The sequence below is a fragment of the Xanthomonas sp. NCPPB 2864 genome, assembly GCF_056675615.1.
This window is the reverse complement of record NZ_JBWWVS010000001.1, coordinates 1,146,860-1,162,130: the sequence shown is the minus strand read 5'-3', so window position 1 is coordinate 1,162,130 and position 15,271 is coordinate 1,146,860. Positions and strand designations below refer to the sequence as shown.

Sequence of the window (15,271 nt, the reverse complement as noted above, 5' to 3'; positions counted from 1 at the left end):
GCGTCACGCATCGCCCTGAAGGTAGAGGTTGCGCTCCGTGGCCGTCATCAGTTCGGCCGAGCTGATCTTGAGAGCCAGGGAAATTTTTAGAATGAGAGCGAGTGTCGGCATGTGCTCGCCGCGCTCAATCTTGCCCATGTGCGAGCGCGCGATCCCCGCCAAGCCCGCGAACTCATCCTGAGCAATCCCCTGAGCCAGGCGAGCGGCTCGCACCGCTTGCCCGAACGCCAACGCCGGTGCGGACTCATAGGTGGTTACTCCGGCGGGCCGTCCAGGCCGAATAGTGCGCTTCTGCATTCGCAGAAGCGTCATGGAATCACTGATCTTTAACCACGTTAAAGATATCTCTTGAGTATGATGTCGGCTGCTCTTTTCGATCCCGTTGCCTCTTGGGGGCATCCATGCACAACGCCATCAGACCGTCCCCGAATTTCACACTCGCCATAGCGCCAGGTGTGCCGTCTTCACGGCTGTCGGCGCTGCTTGCACTGCAGCGAGCGCACGAGCCGGGTGTCGCGATCGCCGTGCGTGAAGTTTCGGATCAAGAGCTGGTAACGGGCCTGCATGAGGGCCGCTACGACGCGGGGCTATCTCTTAGCAGTGCGGGGGATCACCTGACGAGTAGCCGGAGGCTGTGGTGCGAAAGCATGGCCGTCGCGATACCACCGCGGTTCCGTTTGGTTGATCAGGCGAAGCTCACCATCTCCGATCTTCAGGACTATCCAATCTATCGCTGGCAGGCGGAGGCTTGTCCCTTGCTGGACGAGAGGTTGGCCTCCCTGATGCCAGTGGACCAAGAGAACATCCTGCCTGCAACTTCATTCGAGATGATGGCGCTGTGGGTTTCAGCCGGCTACGGCATCGGCGTATGCGCGCAATCGCGCATCGAGCGTGCCCATCAATGGGGGGTAAGCATGCGACCGCTCGCCGATGGCCCCTATGAGATCGTGACGTACCTCCAACGGCCCCACGCGCAAGCAGATTCTGCTGCCAAGCGTTTCGAGCGCAGGGCGCTGCAGATCGCCGAGGCAGGCGCCCTGTAGCAGGCACTCCTATAGGCCGGAGCCGTCTCATCCCGGCCATAGGTTGCAGCATGGGACTAGACCGGACTAGACCCCTTCAAGCACCGCTGCGCTGTCCACCAGTCGGCGGACGCTCTGCCGCACGTCCTCGGGGATGGGCCGCGGGGCAACGGCCTCGGGCACATCCGCATGGTGCTGGTAGTCGCCCATGAGAACCCGGATGATTGCGGGCACGTTCGTTGGCGTGACCGCATCAATGGCCGCACGATCACCCAGGTCGGGGTGAGGCTGGGTCAGCATGCGGTACAGGTCCCACGAATCGGCGTGCGGGCATTGGTTCATGAGCACTTGGGCCAGCTTGTGCTTGAGCGGCACCAGTTGCCAGTCGGGAACCCGCTGCCCCCGGTTGCCCAGGCTGATCGACAGCAGCTTGCCCGCCTTCAGCTCGCGGTTGATCTGGTCCTTGGACTTCCCGGCCAGCTTGCCGAACAGCGGGACCGGCAGATTGTTCGGCGACTCGTAGATGGCCAGCATTTCCTCGCGCTCGCGCTGGATCGCGGAGACTTCCGGCTCCGGGGCATGCACCGGAGGCGGCGGCACCTGCGACAGCCGCTGGAACATGATTCCGCCGCTGTTGGGGGTCACGACGATAGGCGTGGCCACCACGGGCGGCACGCCGGGGACAACAGGCTCAGCAGTCGTGGAGACCGCGCCCACCACTTCCTCCACTTCCGCCATTGCCGGCACCCCGTCGATACGGATGGTCAGATGCGCGCTCGCGGCTTCGACTTCACCCTGTTCGAGCAGGTCAAGACGGTCTGCCCAGTCCTGCATCATGCGACGCCGAGGCTCCACGTACTTGGCGTGGTTGTAGGCCGAACTCACCTTGTTGGGGTCGGAGTGCGAAAGCTGAGCGTCCACCCAAATCTTCGGGTATCCGATCTCGTTGAGCGCGGTCGAGATGGTGCCGCGGATGCCGTGGCCGGTCAGGCGCCCCTCGTAGCCCATGAGCTGCACGGCCTTGTTGAGGGTGTTCTCGCTGATGCGCTTCTTGAGTTCGCTGCGATGCGACAGCAGGTACTTCTGCGCTGGACGCATCACGCCCAGGAGATAGCGCACGATCTCGATGGCCTGCAGGGACAGGGGCACGATGTAGGGCGGCACGTCCTGCGGCCGCTTGCCGGCCTTGCGCATTTCGTCCTGGAGTTGCTTGACGACCTGCGGCGGGATGATCCACAAGCCGCGGTCGAGGTCGAATTGCTCAGGCTCGGCCAGGCGCAACTCGCCCGTGCGCACCCCCGTCAGGAACAGCAGCCGGACGCCAAGCTGGGTCTGCCAGCCCCGGGGGTTGTAGCGCCGGAGCTTCTGAAGGAACTCGGGCAGCTCGGGCAGGTGCAGATAGGGGTTGTGGGCCACCGGGGGCTTGGGCTCGGCCACCACGTCCAGGTCCGCGGCCGGATTGACTTCCAGCCCTTCGGCGATGACCAGGGCATAGCGGAACATCTGGTTGAACCAGGTGCGGACCTTCTCGGCGGTGGTGAACGCCTTGCGTTTCTCGATCGCCGCCACGACGCCCACGAGCTGGGGCCGTCGAATGTCGTAGATCGACATCTTCCCCAGGGTAGGCAGCACGTCCTTGTTGAAGATGCGCAGGATCTGCGAAAGCGTGCTCTGACGGCCTTCCTTGAGTTCCTTGCGGCGATGCTCGACCCAAGCATCGAAGACGTTCTTGAAGGTGTATTCGCCCGCCAGCTTGGCCGCGTGCCGGCGCTGGTCGCGTTCGATTTGGGGATCAATGCCCTTGGCGAGCAGAACCTGAGCCTTGTCCCGCTCGGCGCGGGCCTCGCGCAGACTGAGGGCGGGATAGCCACCCAGGGACATGCGCTTTTGCTTGCCCAGCCAGTAGTATCGGAAGATCCACGACTTGCCGCCTGCGGCAGAGACCATCAGGCCCAGGCAGTCGTTATCGGAGAGGGTGTAGCGCTTGCCGGTGGTTCTTGCCTGCCGGACTGTCAGATCAGAGAGTGCCATTTCGAGGCTCCTAAGTTATGACTTAGGCCTAATGCTCGTCATGGTTCCCGCTCAGCCCCAGCAACTATCCGGTAGCCGTCCCAACCGTATTCTTGTGCCTCAATTGGTCACTCAAAAACGGTAGCTGTGGGTGGATTTCCGTGGCGCTCGCTGGAATGAAAAAAGGGGCCAAAGCCCCTCTTTTCAACGACTTACAGACGTCAGTAGAAGTCTGTAGATCACTATCTGGAGCGGGAAACGAGACTCGAACTCGCGACCTCAACCTTGGCAAGGTTGCGCTCTACCAACTGAGCTATTCCCGCTTGGGAGGCGAAATTCTACAGCGAACAGCATCGCTGTCAACTATTGCTTTCGACTTTTTTCGGTTTGCTGGTGATCGCGGCTTTTTCGTCGGCGCGCAGGCTCGGCCAGGCGGCCTGCAGGTACTGGAATCCGGACCACAGCGTCAGCAATGCGGCGATCGCCAGCGTCCAGTATCCGGCGCGGAAAATCAGGTTGCCGAACCAGATTCCGTGCGTGGGCATCTGCCCCGGCGTCACCGAATACAGCAGACACAGCAGCGCGACCATCTGTGCGGTGGTCTTGACCTTGCCGATCACCGCCACACGTACCTTGGCGCGCTGGCCGATTTCGGCCATCCATTCCCGCAGGGCGGAGACTGCGATTTCGCGGCCGACGATGACCGCCGCCCAGAACGCCATCCATGGTGTGGGGTGGCCCTGCACGATCAGGAACAATGCCACTGCGACCATCAACTTGTCGGCCACCGGGTCCAGGAATGCGCCGAAGGCCGAATACTGGTGATAACGCCGCGCCACCCAGCCATCCAGCCAGTCGGTGATGGCGGCCAGCGCGAATACGCCGGCGGAGGCGAAATTGGTCCAGGTGTACGGCAGGTAGAACACCACGACCAACACCGGGATCATCACGATCCTCAGCAGTGTCAGCCACGTGGGGATGGTCAACTTCATTACGGACTCGACTCGCCTGCCGCATCGGGAAGCGCCAGCCCGTGCAGGTTAGCGTAGATTCGCGCGGCAAGTGCGGCATTGACGCCCTCCACCCGTGCAATCTCGGCTTCGCCGGCGGCCTTGAGCCCGACCAGGCCACCGAAATGCTTGAGCAGGCTCGCGCGTCGGCGCGGACCGATGCCGGGGATATCCTCGAGCTTGCTGGTCATGCGCGCCTTCTGGCGGCGGCCGCGGTGACCGGTGATCGCAAAGCGGTGCGCCTCGTCGCGCACCTGCTGGATGAACTGCAGTGCCGGCGATGCCGCACCCGGCCGCAGCTCGCGGCCGTCGGCCATGATCAGCGCCTCGTGCCCTGCCCTGCGCTCCTCGCCCTTGGCCACGCCGACCAGCAGCACATTCTCGATGCCCAGATCGGCCAGCGCGCCCTTCGCCTGTGCGAGCTGACCGGCGCCACCGTCGATCAGCAGCACATCCGGCAGCACGCCGTTTTCTTCCACCGCGCGTCGAAAACGCCGTTCGATGGCCTGACGCATCGCCGCATAGTCGTCGCCTGGCGTGATTCCGGAGATATTGAAGCGCCGGTATTGGCCGCGCACCGGGCCGCTGGCATCGAACACCACGCACGAGGCCACCGTCGCCTCACCCATGGTGTGACTGATGTCGAAGCACTCCACCCGCCTGACCTGCTCGGCCAGCCCCAGCATCTCGCGTAATGCCTCGCTGCGTGCATGCTGCGCGCTCTGGCTGGTGAGTTCGGTGACCAGGGTCAGCTGTGCGTTGCGTGTCGCCAGCAGCAGATAGCCGGCACGCTCGCCGCGCACGTTCCACTTCAACGTCACCTTGTATTCGGCGGCGGCGCTGAGTGCGGCCTCGATCAGCTCGGCATCGGGAATTTCTCGATCGAGCAGGATCTCGCGTGGCGGCGAATGTTCGGCGTAGTACTGCGACACGAACGCAGCCAGGATTTCGTCCGCGCTGTCTTCGCCGTTGGTCTTGGGAAAGAACGAGCGCGTGCCCAGGTTGCGGCCGTCGCGAAAACTCAGCAGCAGCACACAAGCCTGGCTGGCTTGCGTGGCGCAGGCCAGCACGTCCAGATCCGCCGCGCGGCCGTCCACGTACTGGCGGTTCTGCATGCTGCGCAGCGAGGACAGCAGATCGCGCAGGCGTGCGGCGCGCTCGAACTCCAGCGCCTCGCTGGCCTGCTGCATCGACTGCATGATCTCTTCGCCGAGCTGGTCGCTCTTGCCCTCCAGAAACATGGTGGCGCGGCGTACCGATTCGGCGTAATCGGGCGCGGCGACCAGCTCCACGCAGGGCGCGCTGCAGCGACCGATCTGGTATTGCAGGCACGGCCGCGAGCGGTTGCGGAACACGCTGTCTTCGCAACTGCGCAGCTTGAACAGCTTGTGCATCAGGCTCAGCGTTTCGCGCACGCCGGTAACGCCGGTGTACGGACCGAAGTAACGCCCCTGCACGGCACGCGGGCCACGATGCAGGGCGATGCGCGGCCACTGCTCGCGGGTCAGCAGCACGTAGGGATAACTCTTGTCGTCGCGCAGCGACACGTTGTAGCGCGGCGACAGCGACTTGATCAGCTGGTTTTCCAGCAGCAGCGCTTCGGCTTCGCTGCGGGTCACGGTGACGTCCATCCGCGCGACCTGCGACAGCATCGAGGTCAGCCGCGCATTTTTCGGCGTGCCGTTGAAATAGCTACCCACGCGCTTGCGCAATGCACCGGCCTTGCCGACATACAGCAAGGTGTCGTCGCCCGCGTACATGCGGTAGACGCCGGGCGCGGTGCTCAATTGCGCAGCAAACGCCTTTCCATCGAAATCGGATTGGGGCCTTGCGTTCATTCTTCTATCGAAACATCGCGCAGTTCGCCGCTCGCCAGGTCGTAGCGCAACACGGCATGGGCATCGGTCTCGGCAATCCACACCGCGCCGGCGGCGGCCGCCAGCCCGGCCGGGCCATGCAGGCGGCGTGGCAGCGCGACCGTGGTCAGTTCGCCGCCACCCAGACGCAGGCAGCGCAGGCGGCCGTTGCCGGTGTCGGCGATCCACAGCATCGGCGAATCGGCCGCCAGCGCGATGGCTTGCGGAAACTGCAGCCGCGCAGTGCCGCGCGGGCCGTCCTCGTCGCCGAACTGCCAGGTGCCCTGCCCGCCGACCAGGGTCTGCACCAGATCGCCGCGCAATTGCATGGTGCGGATCGACGAGCCCAGGCCATCGCAGATGTAGGCCACCTGCTGCACCGCGGCCAGGCCGGCCGGCTGTGCGAACGCGGCCAGGTGCCCGCTGCCATCGCGAATCTCGAGCGCACCGGTACCGGCGCGTGCGCTCAGTGCGGCACGGCCCAGGTCATAGCTCCAGATACGGTTGTCGCCCGCCATGGCGATCAACACCTGATTGTCGGCAACGGCCAGGCCTTGCGGGTAGTTCAGCGCCGAGGCACCGGCGAACGCCAGCGGCCCCTCGACCGGCTCGCCGGAGCGCCCGGTGCCGCACAAGGTGTCGACCTGCCCGCTGCGCAGGTTGATGCGACGCAGGGCGTGATTGCCGGTGTCGGCGACATACAGCTGGTCGCGCTCCAGCGCCAGGCCTTGCGGGCGCCGGAACGCCGCCTCACCGACGCCTCCATCGATGAAGTCCGCGTTGCCGTGGCCGAACTGGCGCAGCACGCGGCCGCCGTGCGTGCATTCGAGCACGCGGTGATGGCCGGTGTCGGCGATGTACAGGCGGTCCTCGGTGGCGGCCAGACCGGTTGGAAACCGCAGCTCCAGGCGCGGCTCGGGATCGCGCTCGGCCACCCCATGCAGGTCGGCATCCGATGGCGGCTGCTGGCCTTCGCACAGGGCGACCAGCGCCTTGTCGAGATCGCCGGTCACGCCGACCAGGCGCTGACGCTCGCGGCCGTAGGCATCGAGCAGCACCAGCGTCGGCCAGGAGTCGATGCCGAAACGGCGCCAGGTCTCCCAGTCCCTGTCGAGCAAGATGGGCGCACTGACACCATGGCCGCGCAGCTGCTTGAGCGCGCGTTGCGGCTCGCGCTCGCTGTCGAAGCGCGGCACCTGCACCACGATCACCTGCAGCCGACCGGGGCTGCGCGCCTGGAACTGCGCCAGCTCGGCCAGGCGCTCGGCGCACCACACCGAGCTGGCATTGACGAATGCCAGCACCAGCGCCCGCCCGCGATGCTCCTGCAGGGTGGATGGCCTGGCATTGAGCCAGGTAGGAAATTCCGGCAATTCCTGGGTAAGCTGGGCAGTCATACCGTAATTATGCCCAAGCCCGATTAGCTGCGGGTGAGTCTGGCCACGGTCTGGCGCGCAGCGGTATCGACCAGTTGCCAGGCACGCTCGAAATCGTCCATGTCACCGGTGTAGGGGTCGGGGATATCGTCACGCTCTTCCACACCGGCCCAGGGCAGCCAGAGCGCGACCTTGTCGCGCAGCGGCGCCGGGGCGAGGCGTTGCAGATCGCGCAGATTGCTGCCATCGGCGCACAGCAACCAGTCGAAGTGTTCGAAGTCGGCGCCGCGCACCTGGCGCGCGCGCAACCCGGAGATGTCCACGTCATGGCCGCGTGCGCAGCGAATCGCGCGTGGGTCCGGCGGATCGCCGGCATGCCAGTCGCCGGTGCCGGCGGAATCGACCTCGATCCGCCGCGACAGCCGCGCCTCGTCCAGCCGCGCACGCAGGGCGCCCTCGCCCATCGGCGAGCGGCAGATATTGCCCAGACACACGATCAGCACCCTCATGCTGTTGCCACGCGGGTTTGCGCGCGCGCCAGATCGTCCGGGGTATCGATGCCCGGCGGAAACTGCTCCGGCGTCAACGCCACTGCGATACGGTAGCCGGCCTCCATCACGCGCAATTGTTCCAGCGACTCGATGCGCTCCAGCATGCCGGGCGGCATTGCCGCGAAGCGCTGCAGAAATCCTGCGCGGTAGGCGTAGATCCCGATATGGCGCAGCCATTGCCCGTCACCGGGCAAGCTGTCGCGCTGACTGGCGAAGCTGTCGCGATGCCAGGGAATCGGCGCGCGGCTGAAGTACAAGGCGTCGCCACCTGCGCTACGCACCAGCTTGACCACGTTCGGATCGAACACTTCGTGCGCGCTGTCGACCTGCGCGGCCAGCGTGGCCATTTCGGCGCCTGAGTGCAGCAGCAGCTCGGCCACCGCACGGATGCCGGCGGCAGGCGCGAACGGCTCGTCGCCCTGCAGGTTCACCACGCAGGTCTCGGCTTCCCAGCCGGCGATCCGCGCGCATTCGGCAAGCCGGTCGGTACCCGATGCGTGCGCGTCGCCGGTCATCGCCACATGCACGCCGGACAGGCCTTCGACCACCTCGGCAATGCGTGCATCGTCGGTGGCCACCCAGACCTCGCGCGCGCCGGCCAGCAGCGCCCGCTCGGCCACATGCTGGATCATCGGGCGATCGCCGATCAACTGCAGCGGCTTGCCCGGCAAGCGTGTGGAAGCGTAGCGTGCGGGAATGGCGACGACGAAATCTGCAGGCGTTGAGTTAGTCATGCGTGCGCGCTCTGGAAAACAGGAAGAGTGGAAGAAACGAGATAACCGAATCGCATGATGTCGTGGTGTGAGCGAAGTCACGGTGGTCAGTTGGGCGCCGATGCCCGACATCGGCACTACGCGCCGCTGCCCGTACTGCCCGCACAGGCACACCGACCATCTTGATTGGTCCTTGCCCGCCCACCGTCGCGGGACCTTGATGTTCTTGCGGCGTGTCCCGCGACGGTGGGTCGGCAAGGACCCTGCAACCAAGCCGCAGATCGCCCTACCGGCGCAGCGTTCACACGCCCTGCCGGCTGGCCAACTTGTCCAGGCGATCCAGCAGGCTCACCCAGAACGCCGCCGGCAACTCCGCCTTGAGCGGCACGCTGTACAGCCATTCGTCGGCAAATGGCCTGCATTTCACTGCATCCTTCTCGGTCATCAGCACCGGTAAACGGCTGCCGAAACTGAAATCCGCCGCGCGATACACGTGATGATCAGGGAAGGCATGCGGTACCACGCCGATGCCGCGCGCGCGCAGCATCGCGAAGAAGCGTTCCGGGTGCGCGATCCCGGCCACGGCATGCACGCGCTGGCCGGCCAGCCTGCTCAATGGCTGAGCGCGCTTGCCATCCATCGGCTGCACGCTGTCGATGCTCAGGCGCATCTGCCATTCGCCGAATCCGGCGTCATCGGGCGCGGGTGTGGTCGCTGCTGCGCTGGCCTGGCCCAGATTGACCACGCGGAAATCGCAGTCGCGTGCACGTGCAGCCGGCTCGCGCAGCGGCCCGGCCGGCAACAGGCGCCCGTTGCCGTAGCGGCGCTGGCCATCGACCACTTCGATCTCGACATCGCGGGCCAGCCGGTAGTGCTGCAGTCCGTCATCGCAGACGACGATGTCGCAGCCCGCTTCGACCAGGGCGCGCGCCGCAGCCAGGCGATCGCTGTCCACGCGTACGCGGGCGCCGGTCTTCCAGGCGATCAGGACCGGCTCGTCGCCGCCGAGCGCGACCGGCGTGTCCGCCTCGACCCAGCGCGCCGTGCCCGATTCGTCACGGCCATACCCGCGGCTGGCCACGCCGGGCGTCCAGCCGGCCTCCTGCAACTTGGCGACCAGGGCAATCGTCAACGGCGTCTTGCCGGTGCCGCCGGCAGTAACGTTGCCCACCACGATCACCGGCACCGGCACGCCGTGGCGCTTGCGCCAGCCGCGGCGATACAGGGCGCGTCGCAGCGCGATGGCAGCGCCGTAGACCGGCGCCAGCAGGCGCGCCGACAGCGGGATCGGCGCATTGTCGTACCAGTAACCCGGCGTGCGGGTGCCGCGCTTGCTCATGCCTGACGTTCGCGGAACTGCATGCCGTGCAGGTGCGAGTACAAGCCGCCCTGCTCCAGCAATTGGTGATGGGTGCCGCGCTCGACGATACGGCCCTGGTCCATCACCAGCACCTGGTCGGCATGCTCGATGGTAGACAGGCGGTGCGCGATCACCAGCGTGGTGCGGTCCGGCATCAGCTTGTGCAAGGCGTCCTGCACCAGGCGTTCGGATTCGTTGTCCAGCGCCGCGGTGGCTTCGTCCAGAATCAGGATCGGCGCGTCCTTGAGCATTGCGCGCGCGATCGCCAGACGCTGGCGCTGGCCGCCGGACAGGCGCCCGCCCTTGGTGCCCACATGCGACTGCAGGCCTTCGGGCAGTTGCGCGACGAACTCCATCGCGTTGGCACCCAGGATGGCGCGTTCCAGCTGGCCGGCGTCGGCACTGCGCATTTCGCCATAGGCGACGTTGTCGGCGATGCTGCCGTCGAACAACATGACCTGCTGGCCGACCAGCGCGATCTGCCGCCGCAGATCGGCCAGCGCATACGCCTGCACAGGGTGCCCGTCGAGCAGGATCTGCCCGGACTCTGCTTCGTAGAAGCGCGGGATCAACTTGATCAGGCTGGACTTGCCGCTGCCGGAGCGTCCGACGATCGCCGTCACCGTGCCCGGTTGTGCCACGAAACTGACCTCGGCCAAGGCCGGGTTCACCTGGCCCGGATAGCGTGCAGTGACATTGCGGAATTCGATCAGGCCCTTGGCGCGCGTCAGCGGCACCGCGCCCTGGTCCGGCTCGTCGGGACTGTCGAGCACCGAGAACAGGCGCTCGGCCGAGGCCAGGCCGCGCTGCACCATGTTCTGCACATTGGTGAGCTGCTTGAGGCCCGGGATGATCGTCAGCATCGAGGTCATCAGCACCACGAAGTCGCCGGCGGTCAGCCGCCCGGCCAGTGCCTGGGCACCGGCGACGAACAGCAGCGCCGACAGGCCGATCGCACCGATCATCTGCACCGTGGCGGTGGAAATGCCACGCGTGGATTCGACCTTCATCGCCAGACGCAGATTGCGGTCGGCCAGCGCGCCATAGCGCTCCATTTCGGTCTGCTGGGCACCGTAGATCTTGACCTCCTGATGGCTGGACAAGGTCTGGTCGGCCGCCTGCAGCAGATGCGCGCCGCTTTCCTGGATGCTGTGACTGATGCGCCGATAGCGCCGCGCCACCTTGTCCATCACCCAGGCCAGCACCGGCGCCAGCACCAGGATGGTCAGCGTGACCTGCCAGCTATGCCACAGCATCAGCGCCAGCGCACCGATCACCTGCAGTGACTGCTGGATCATCACCTTGACCGCATCCACCGCCGCCTGCGCGACCTGGTCCGAGTCCGAGCCCAGGCGGATCAGCATCGACGGCACCGGTTCGGAATCGAAGCGCGATCCCGGCAGGCGCAGATATTTGGACATCACCTTGACGCGCAGGTCGCGCGCGATGCTGCGTGCGGATTTGCCCATCGCCATATCGGTGATGTAGCCGGCAACCCCGCGCACCACGAACAACAGGATGATCTGCACCGGCAGCCAGCGACTGACTTCGGCATTCTTGTAGATGAAGGTCTCGTCGGTGATCGGCTTCATCAACGCCAGGAAGCCGGTCGTGCCGGCCGCCTCGATCAGCGCGGCAATCAGCGCGGCAACCAGCAACAGGCGATACGGCTTGGCGAAGGCCAGCAGGCGACGGTACGTGCGCCAGGACGAAACTGGCGCCGGGCGGTCGTTGGAGGTGGTCACTGGCGGGTTCCGTTAGTGCGGGTCTGGCCGGTCGTGGATGTCGCCCCGGCTTGAGGCGCTGTGGCGATCGCGATGCGGCGGAAGCCGAGTTGCCCCAACGCATCCTGCGCGGTCACCACCGCTTGATACGGCGTGCGTGCATCGGCACGCAGCAACACCGTCTGCTCGCGGTCGTCGCCGGCGAGCTGGGCGATGGTCTGCTTGAGCGAGTCCACGTCCGAACGCAGCACTTCCTGATCGTTGATGAAATAACGCCCATCGGCATTGACCAGCACGCTCAGCGAACGTGGCGGTGTGCTGCTGTGTTGGTCGCTGGCGGTCGGCAGCTGCAATTGCAGCGTGGAGCGTGCGTCGAAAGTCGTGGTCACCACGAAAAAGATGATGAGGACAAGGATGACGTCAATCAATGGCACCAGATCGATATGCGGCTCGTCCTGGCTTCGGTCACTGCCGATGCGCATCCGTCAGCCCTTTGCCATGACGGGCTTGCCAGCTGCCGCGACCGGCGCCGCGGTGCCTGGCACCACGCGGCCGTCCATCGTGTCCAGCAACAAGGTGGCTTCCTGCTCCATCTCGATGATGTAACCGGCGATGCGGCCCTTGAAGAAGCGATGCGCCATCAATGCCGGTACCGCGATGATCATGCCGGTGGCCGTGCACACCAGCGCCTTGCCGATGCCGCCGGCCAGCTGGTTCACATCGCCCACGCCGTGATCGAGGATGCCCAGGAACATCTGGATCATGCCCACCACCGTGCCCAGCAGTCCCAGCAGCGGCCCGGCCGAAGCGATCGTGCCCAAGGCATTCAGATAGCGCTCCATGCGGTGCACCACATGCCGGCCGGTGTCCTCGATACGCTCGCGAATCAATTCACGCGGACGACCGCGCACGTCCAGCGCTGCGGCCAGCAAGGCGCCCAGCGGCGAATTGCGCCGCAGCGACTCGATGTGACTGGGATCCAGTTTGCCGCGCGCGGCCCAGTTGCGGACCTCCTCGCCCAGACCTGGCGGGGTCACCTCGTTACGGCGCAGGCTCCACAGACGCTCCAGCACGATCGCCAGCGCGATCACGCCCAGCAACAGCAACGGCACCATCGGCCAACCGCCTGCCTTGACCAGCTCCAACACGATTCGATTCCTCCGGCAACGCGGCCGCCTATTCGCTGGTCGATAGGATAGCAGCCGACCGCCGCCGTTCCGCAGCATCCCAGAGCCGTGGCTGCCAGCGCCGCCGCTCGCGTACCTGCAGGCCGTCAGCGCCCAGCCAGACCCGGATTGCCCCGGCCTGGGCCGTGTCGAGCAACTCGGCGCCACTGCCCTGCCAGCGCTGTACCACCTCGGCACGCGGGTGACCGAAGCGATTGCCGTGCCCGGAGGACACCAGCGCCAGCCGCGCGCCGGTGGCGGCGATGAAATCGGCATGCGAGCCGTCGGCGCTGCCGTGGTGCGGGACCACCACCAGATCGGCCCGTAACTCCGGAGCATGTTCCCGCAGCAGGCGGCGCTCGACGAGCTCGCCGATATCGCCCGGCAACAAGGCGCTGCCATACCGTGTTTCGATGCGCAGCACGCAACTGGACTGATTGCGCAGATACGGAAAGCCGGCGCTGGGGTGCAGGAAGCCAAAGCGCACCCCATCCCATGCCCATTGCTGGCCGGCACGGCAGCGGGTGCTGACGTCCAGCGGCGCCTGTGGCGGTGCCGCCGTCATCGCCACGGGCAATCCAGCACGCACCGCTGCATAGCCGCCGGCATGGTCGGCGTCGGCGTGACTGAGCACGATGGCATCCAGGCGCCGCACCCCGAGCGCGCGCAAGGCCGGCAGCACTACCCGCTCGCCCGCATCGAAGCCATCGCGCACCGCCGGGCCGGTGTCGAACAGCAATGCATGCCGTTGCGTGCGTACCAGCACGGCCAGACCCTGCCCCACGTCCAGCACCTGCACGTCGGCTTCGCCGGCCGCGGGCAGCTCGCGGTCCGGCCACAGCAGCGGCAACCACAACAACAGCGCCATGGATTTGCCGGGCGCGCCGCGCGGCAGCAGCAACCAGAACGCGCCGAACAAGGCCGCGACCAATGCGAGCGCATCGGACTCGGGCACCCACCACAACGCCACCGAGGTCTGTCCAAGCCAGACCAGGCCTGGCCAGGTGAGCTCGAAGCACCAACCGGCCAATCGCCATGCCCACACGCCCGCTCCCGGATGTACTGCTTCCAGCCCGGTGCCCAGCAAGGCGAGCGGCACTACTACAAAAGTCCACCAGGGAATGGCGACCAGATTGGCCAGTGGCCCCACCAGCGATGCCTGTCCGAACAGGCTGACGGTCAACGGCAGCAGGCCGACAGTGGCGACGGTCTGGGCGGACAGGAAGCCGCGCACGATCGCGCGATCGTCCGCTGGCAGGCACCACACCAGCCAGGCCACCCCGGCAAAGCTGAGCCAAAAGCCCGTCACCAGCACGCTCAGCGGGTCCCACAGCAGTACTGCCAACAAGGCCAGCGCGAGGATCTGCACGGTGCTGGCACGCCGCCGTAGTACCCGCGCCAACGCGACCACGGCAATCATCAGCACGGTGCGCACCGTCGGCAGCGCCAGGCCCGCCAGCGCCGCATATCCTGCGGCACCGAACAAGGCAGCGACCGCCGCTGCATGGGACCGCGGAATCCGCGTTCCAAGCACCGGCCAGGCTCGCCAGAGTCCGGCGACCAGCATGGCGACGAATGCAGCCACCAGCCCCACATGAAATCCCGAGATCGCAATCAGATGGCTGAGCCCGGTCGCACGCAGCGTGGCCCAGGCTGCGTCGTCCAGCCCGCGCGTGTCGCCCAGGGCGAGCGCGCGTAGGTAAGGCGCCGATGATCCGGGCACGCGGTCGGCAATGCGCTGCGACATCGCTTCGCGCCAGGCATCCACGCCGCGCGGTGCAGCGGTCTGCCGCGCCGCAATCGGCACCCGCACATAGCCGCTGGCGGCCATGCGCTGCGCCAGTGCCTGCCGCTCGGCATCGAAGCCACCAGGGTTGCGCAAGCCGCGCGGCGCACGCAGCTTGAGCCGCAGCTGCCAGGCGGCGCCCGCGCGCAGCGCGGCACGCGGCCCGATGCGCTCGGCACCGAAGTCGTCATACCAGGCCAGCTGCAGCAGCTTGCCGCGCAGTGCGGCAGGCTGTGCGGGATCGTCATCCACGCGCAGCTGAAAGCGCGTGCGTCGTGGCTCGGCGACCGGCAATTCGACAATCTGCCCGCGCACCGTCAGTTCCCGCGCTTCATCCTGCGGGTGCAGTTGTGCCTGCAGGACGCCGGCGACCTGCCAGCCCATCAGGCCGAAACCGAACAGCGCGCTGGCCAGTGTCCCTACCAACACGATCCGCCGCGGACGCAGCCATGTGCCGAGGCCGATGCCCAGCACCGCTGCAGCAAGGCATGCCGCATAGACCGCACGCGACAGCAGCGCAGGCGACCACGCGCACACCACGATGCCCAGCAACAAGGCCGCTGCCACAGTCATCGTCGGTATCCGCCGCGGTGTAGGCGGTGCCTGTGCTGACGCATCCATGCTGTCGGTCGCCATCCCGGCCGTGGTCCATCCACCGACTCAAGTTAGACCAGCGCCTGCGTCGGGCACAGCCGCG

The 15,271-nt window shown here is 66.4% G+C and carries 12 protein-coding genes, 1 tRNA gene and 1 pseudogene; 1 reads left to right on the top strand and 13 read right to left on the bottom strand.

All coding sequences use genetic code 11. From position 1 onward, the window contains the following. Positions 1-3 precede the first annotated feature (3 nt). The gene (locus AC1KVE_RS04910; protein ID WP_024082527.1) at positions 4-297 is read right to left on the bottom strand and encodes a helix-turn-helix domain-containing protein; all 294 of its coding nucleotides are present in this window, start codon (positions 295-297) and stop codon (positions 4-6) included. A gap of 104 nt (positions 298-401) precedes the next feature. Here AC1KVE_RS04910 and AC1KVE_RS04905 point away from each other — a divergent pair, with 104 nt between their 5' ends. Then, positions 402-1,043, top strand: a complete 642-nt coding sequence (locus AC1KVE_RS04905) for a substrate-binding domain-containing protein (protein WP_012614047.1) — start codon at positions 402-404, stop codon at positions 1,041-1,043. 66 nt (positions 1,044-1,109) lie between these two features. Here the strand turns inward: AC1KVE_RS04905 and AC1KVE_RS04900 are convergent, their stop codons facing one another. From AC1KVE_RS04900 to AC1KVE_RS04845, 12 genes and pseudogenes are all read right to left on the bottom strand, one after another. After that, complete coding sequence (locus AC1KVE_RS04900) at positions 1,110-3,053, bottom strand: tyrosine-type recombinase/integrase (RefSeq protein WP_012614046.1); 1,944 nt, start codon at positions 3,051-3,053, stop codon at positions 1,110-1,112. 226 nt (positions 3,054-3,279) lie between these two features. Continuing rightward, positions 3,280-3,355 (bottom strand) — tRNA-Gly (locus AC1KVE_RS04895). 36 nt (positions 3,356-3,391) lie between these two features. Next, the gene (pgsA, locus tag AC1KVE_RS04890; RefSeq protein WP_024938673.1) at positions 3,392-4,024 is read right to left on the bottom strand and encodes a CDP-diacylglycerol--glycerol-3-phosphate 3-phosphatidyltransferase; all 633 of its coding nucleotides are present in this window, start codon (positions 4,022-4,024) and stop codon (positions 3,392-3,394) included. Next, the gene (uvrC, locus tag AC1KVE_RS04885) at positions 4,024-5,880 is read right to left on the bottom strand and encodes an excinuclease ABC subunit UvrC (RefSeq protein WP_054592960.1); all 1,857 of its coding nucleotides are present in this window, start codon (positions 5,878-5,880) and stop codon (positions 4,024-4,026) included. The genes pgsA and uvrC overlap by 1 nt, the downstream gene beginning before the upstream one ends. Further along, positions 5,877-7,295, bottom strand: coding sequence for a hypothetical protein (locus AC1KVE_RS04880; protein ID WP_167764190.1), 1,419 nt, complete (start codon positions 7,293-7,295; stop codon positions 5,877-5,879). Before AC1KVE_RS04880 ends, uvrC begins: the two co-directional genes overlap by 4 nt. Before the next feature lie 23 nt (positions 7,296-7,318). Further along, entirely contained in the window at positions 7,319-7,783 is a 465-nt protein-coding gene (locus AC1KVE_RS04875; RefSeq protein ID WP_065031454.1) for a low molecular weight protein-tyrosine-phosphatase, read from the bottom strand. After that, positions 7,780-8,559: a 3-deoxy-manno-octulosonate cytidylyltransferase gene (gene kdsB, locus AC1KVE_RS04870; RefSeq protein WP_481091826.1), complete on the bottom strand. Its 780-nt coding sequence runs from the start codon at positions 8,557-8,559 to the stop codon at positions 7,780-7,782. The genes AC1KVE_RS04875 and kdsB overlap by 4 nt, the downstream gene beginning before the upstream one ends. 280 nt (positions 8,560-8,839) lie before the next feature. Continuing rightward, positions 8,840-9,877 carry a tetraacyldisaccharide 4'-kinase gene (lpxK, locus tag AC1KVE_RS04865; protein ID WP_065031456.1) on the bottom strand — a complete coding sequence of 346 codons (1,038 nt, stop codon included), beginning with the start codon at positions 9,875-9,877 and terminating at the stop codon, positions 8,840-8,842. Further along, a complete protein-coding gene (gene msbA, locus AC1KVE_RS04860) occupies positions 9,874-11,643 on the bottom strand; it encodes a lipid A export permease/ATP-binding protein MsbA (RefSeq protein WP_016902580.1) in 1,770 nt (589 codons plus the stop codon). The genes lpxK and msbA overlap by 4 nt, the downstream gene beginning before the upstream one ends. Further along, positions 11,640-12,104 carry an ExbD/TolR family protein gene (locus AC1KVE_RS04855; protein ID WP_102254224.1) on the bottom strand — a complete coding sequence of 155 codons (465 nt, stop codon included), beginning with the start codon at positions 12,102-12,104 and terminating at the stop codon, positions 11,640-11,642. Before AC1KVE_RS04855 ends, msbA begins: the two co-directional genes overlap by 4 nt. 3 nt (positions 12,105-12,107) lie before the next feature. Further along, a complete protein-coding gene (locus AC1KVE_RS04850; RefSeq protein ID WP_481091827.1) occupies positions 12,108-12,770 on the bottom strand; it encodes a MotA/TolQ/ExbB proton channel family protein in 663 nt (220 codons plus the stop codon). Beyond that, positions 12,664-15,210: pseudogene (locus AC1KVE_RS04845) on the bottom strand (DNA internalization-related competence protein ComEC/Rec2). Before AC1KVE_RS04845 ends, AC1KVE_RS04850 begins: the two are co-directional and overlap by 107 nt. Between the last annotated feature and the right edge of the window lie 61 nt (positions 15,211-15,271).

What these genes read in the sequence shown, in the direction of transcription:
- AC1KVE_RS04910 (WP_024082527.1), bottom strand. Translation starts at nt 297, where the DNA reads ATGCAGAAGCGCACTATTCGGCCTGGACGGCCCGCCGGAGTAACCACC.
- AC1KVE_RS04905 (WP_012614047.1), top strand. Translation starts at nt 402, where the DNA reads ATGCACAACGCCATCAGACCGTCCCCGAATTTCACACTCGCCATAGCG.
- AC1KVE_RS04900 (WP_012614046.1), bottom strand. Translation starts at nt 3,053, where the DNA reads ATGGCACTCTCTGATCTGACAGTCCGGCAGGCAAGAACCACCGGCAAG.
- pgsA (WP_024938673.1), bottom strand. Translation starts at nt 4,024, where the DNA reads ATGAAGTTGACCATCCCCACGTGGCTGACACTGCTGAGGATCGTGATG.
- uvrC (WP_054592960.1), bottom strand. Translation starts at nt 5,880, where the DNA reads ATGAACGCAAGGCCCCAATCCGATTTCGATGGAAAGGCGTTTGCTGCG.
- AC1KVE_RS04880 (WP_167764190.1), bottom strand. Translation starts at nt 7,295, where the DNA reads ATGACTGCCCAGCTTACCCAGGAATTGCCGGAATTTCCTACCTGGCTC.
- AC1KVE_RS04875 (WP_065031454.1), bottom strand. Translation starts at nt 7,783, where the DNA reads ATGAGGGTGCTGATCGTGTGTCTGGGCAATATCTGCCGCTCGCCGATG.
- kdsB (WP_481091826.1), bottom strand. Translation starts at nt 8,559, where the DNA reads ATGACTAACTCAACGCCTGCAGATTTCGTCGTCGCCATTCCCGCACGC.
- lpxK (WP_065031456.1), bottom strand. Translation starts at nt 9,877, where the DNA reads ATGAGCAAGCGCGGCACCCGCACGCCGGGTTACTGGTACGACAATGCG.
- AC1KVE_RS04855 (WP_102254224.1), bottom strand. Translation starts at nt 12,104, where the DNA reads ATGCGCATCGGCAGTGACCGAAGCCAGGACGAGCCGCATATCGATCTG.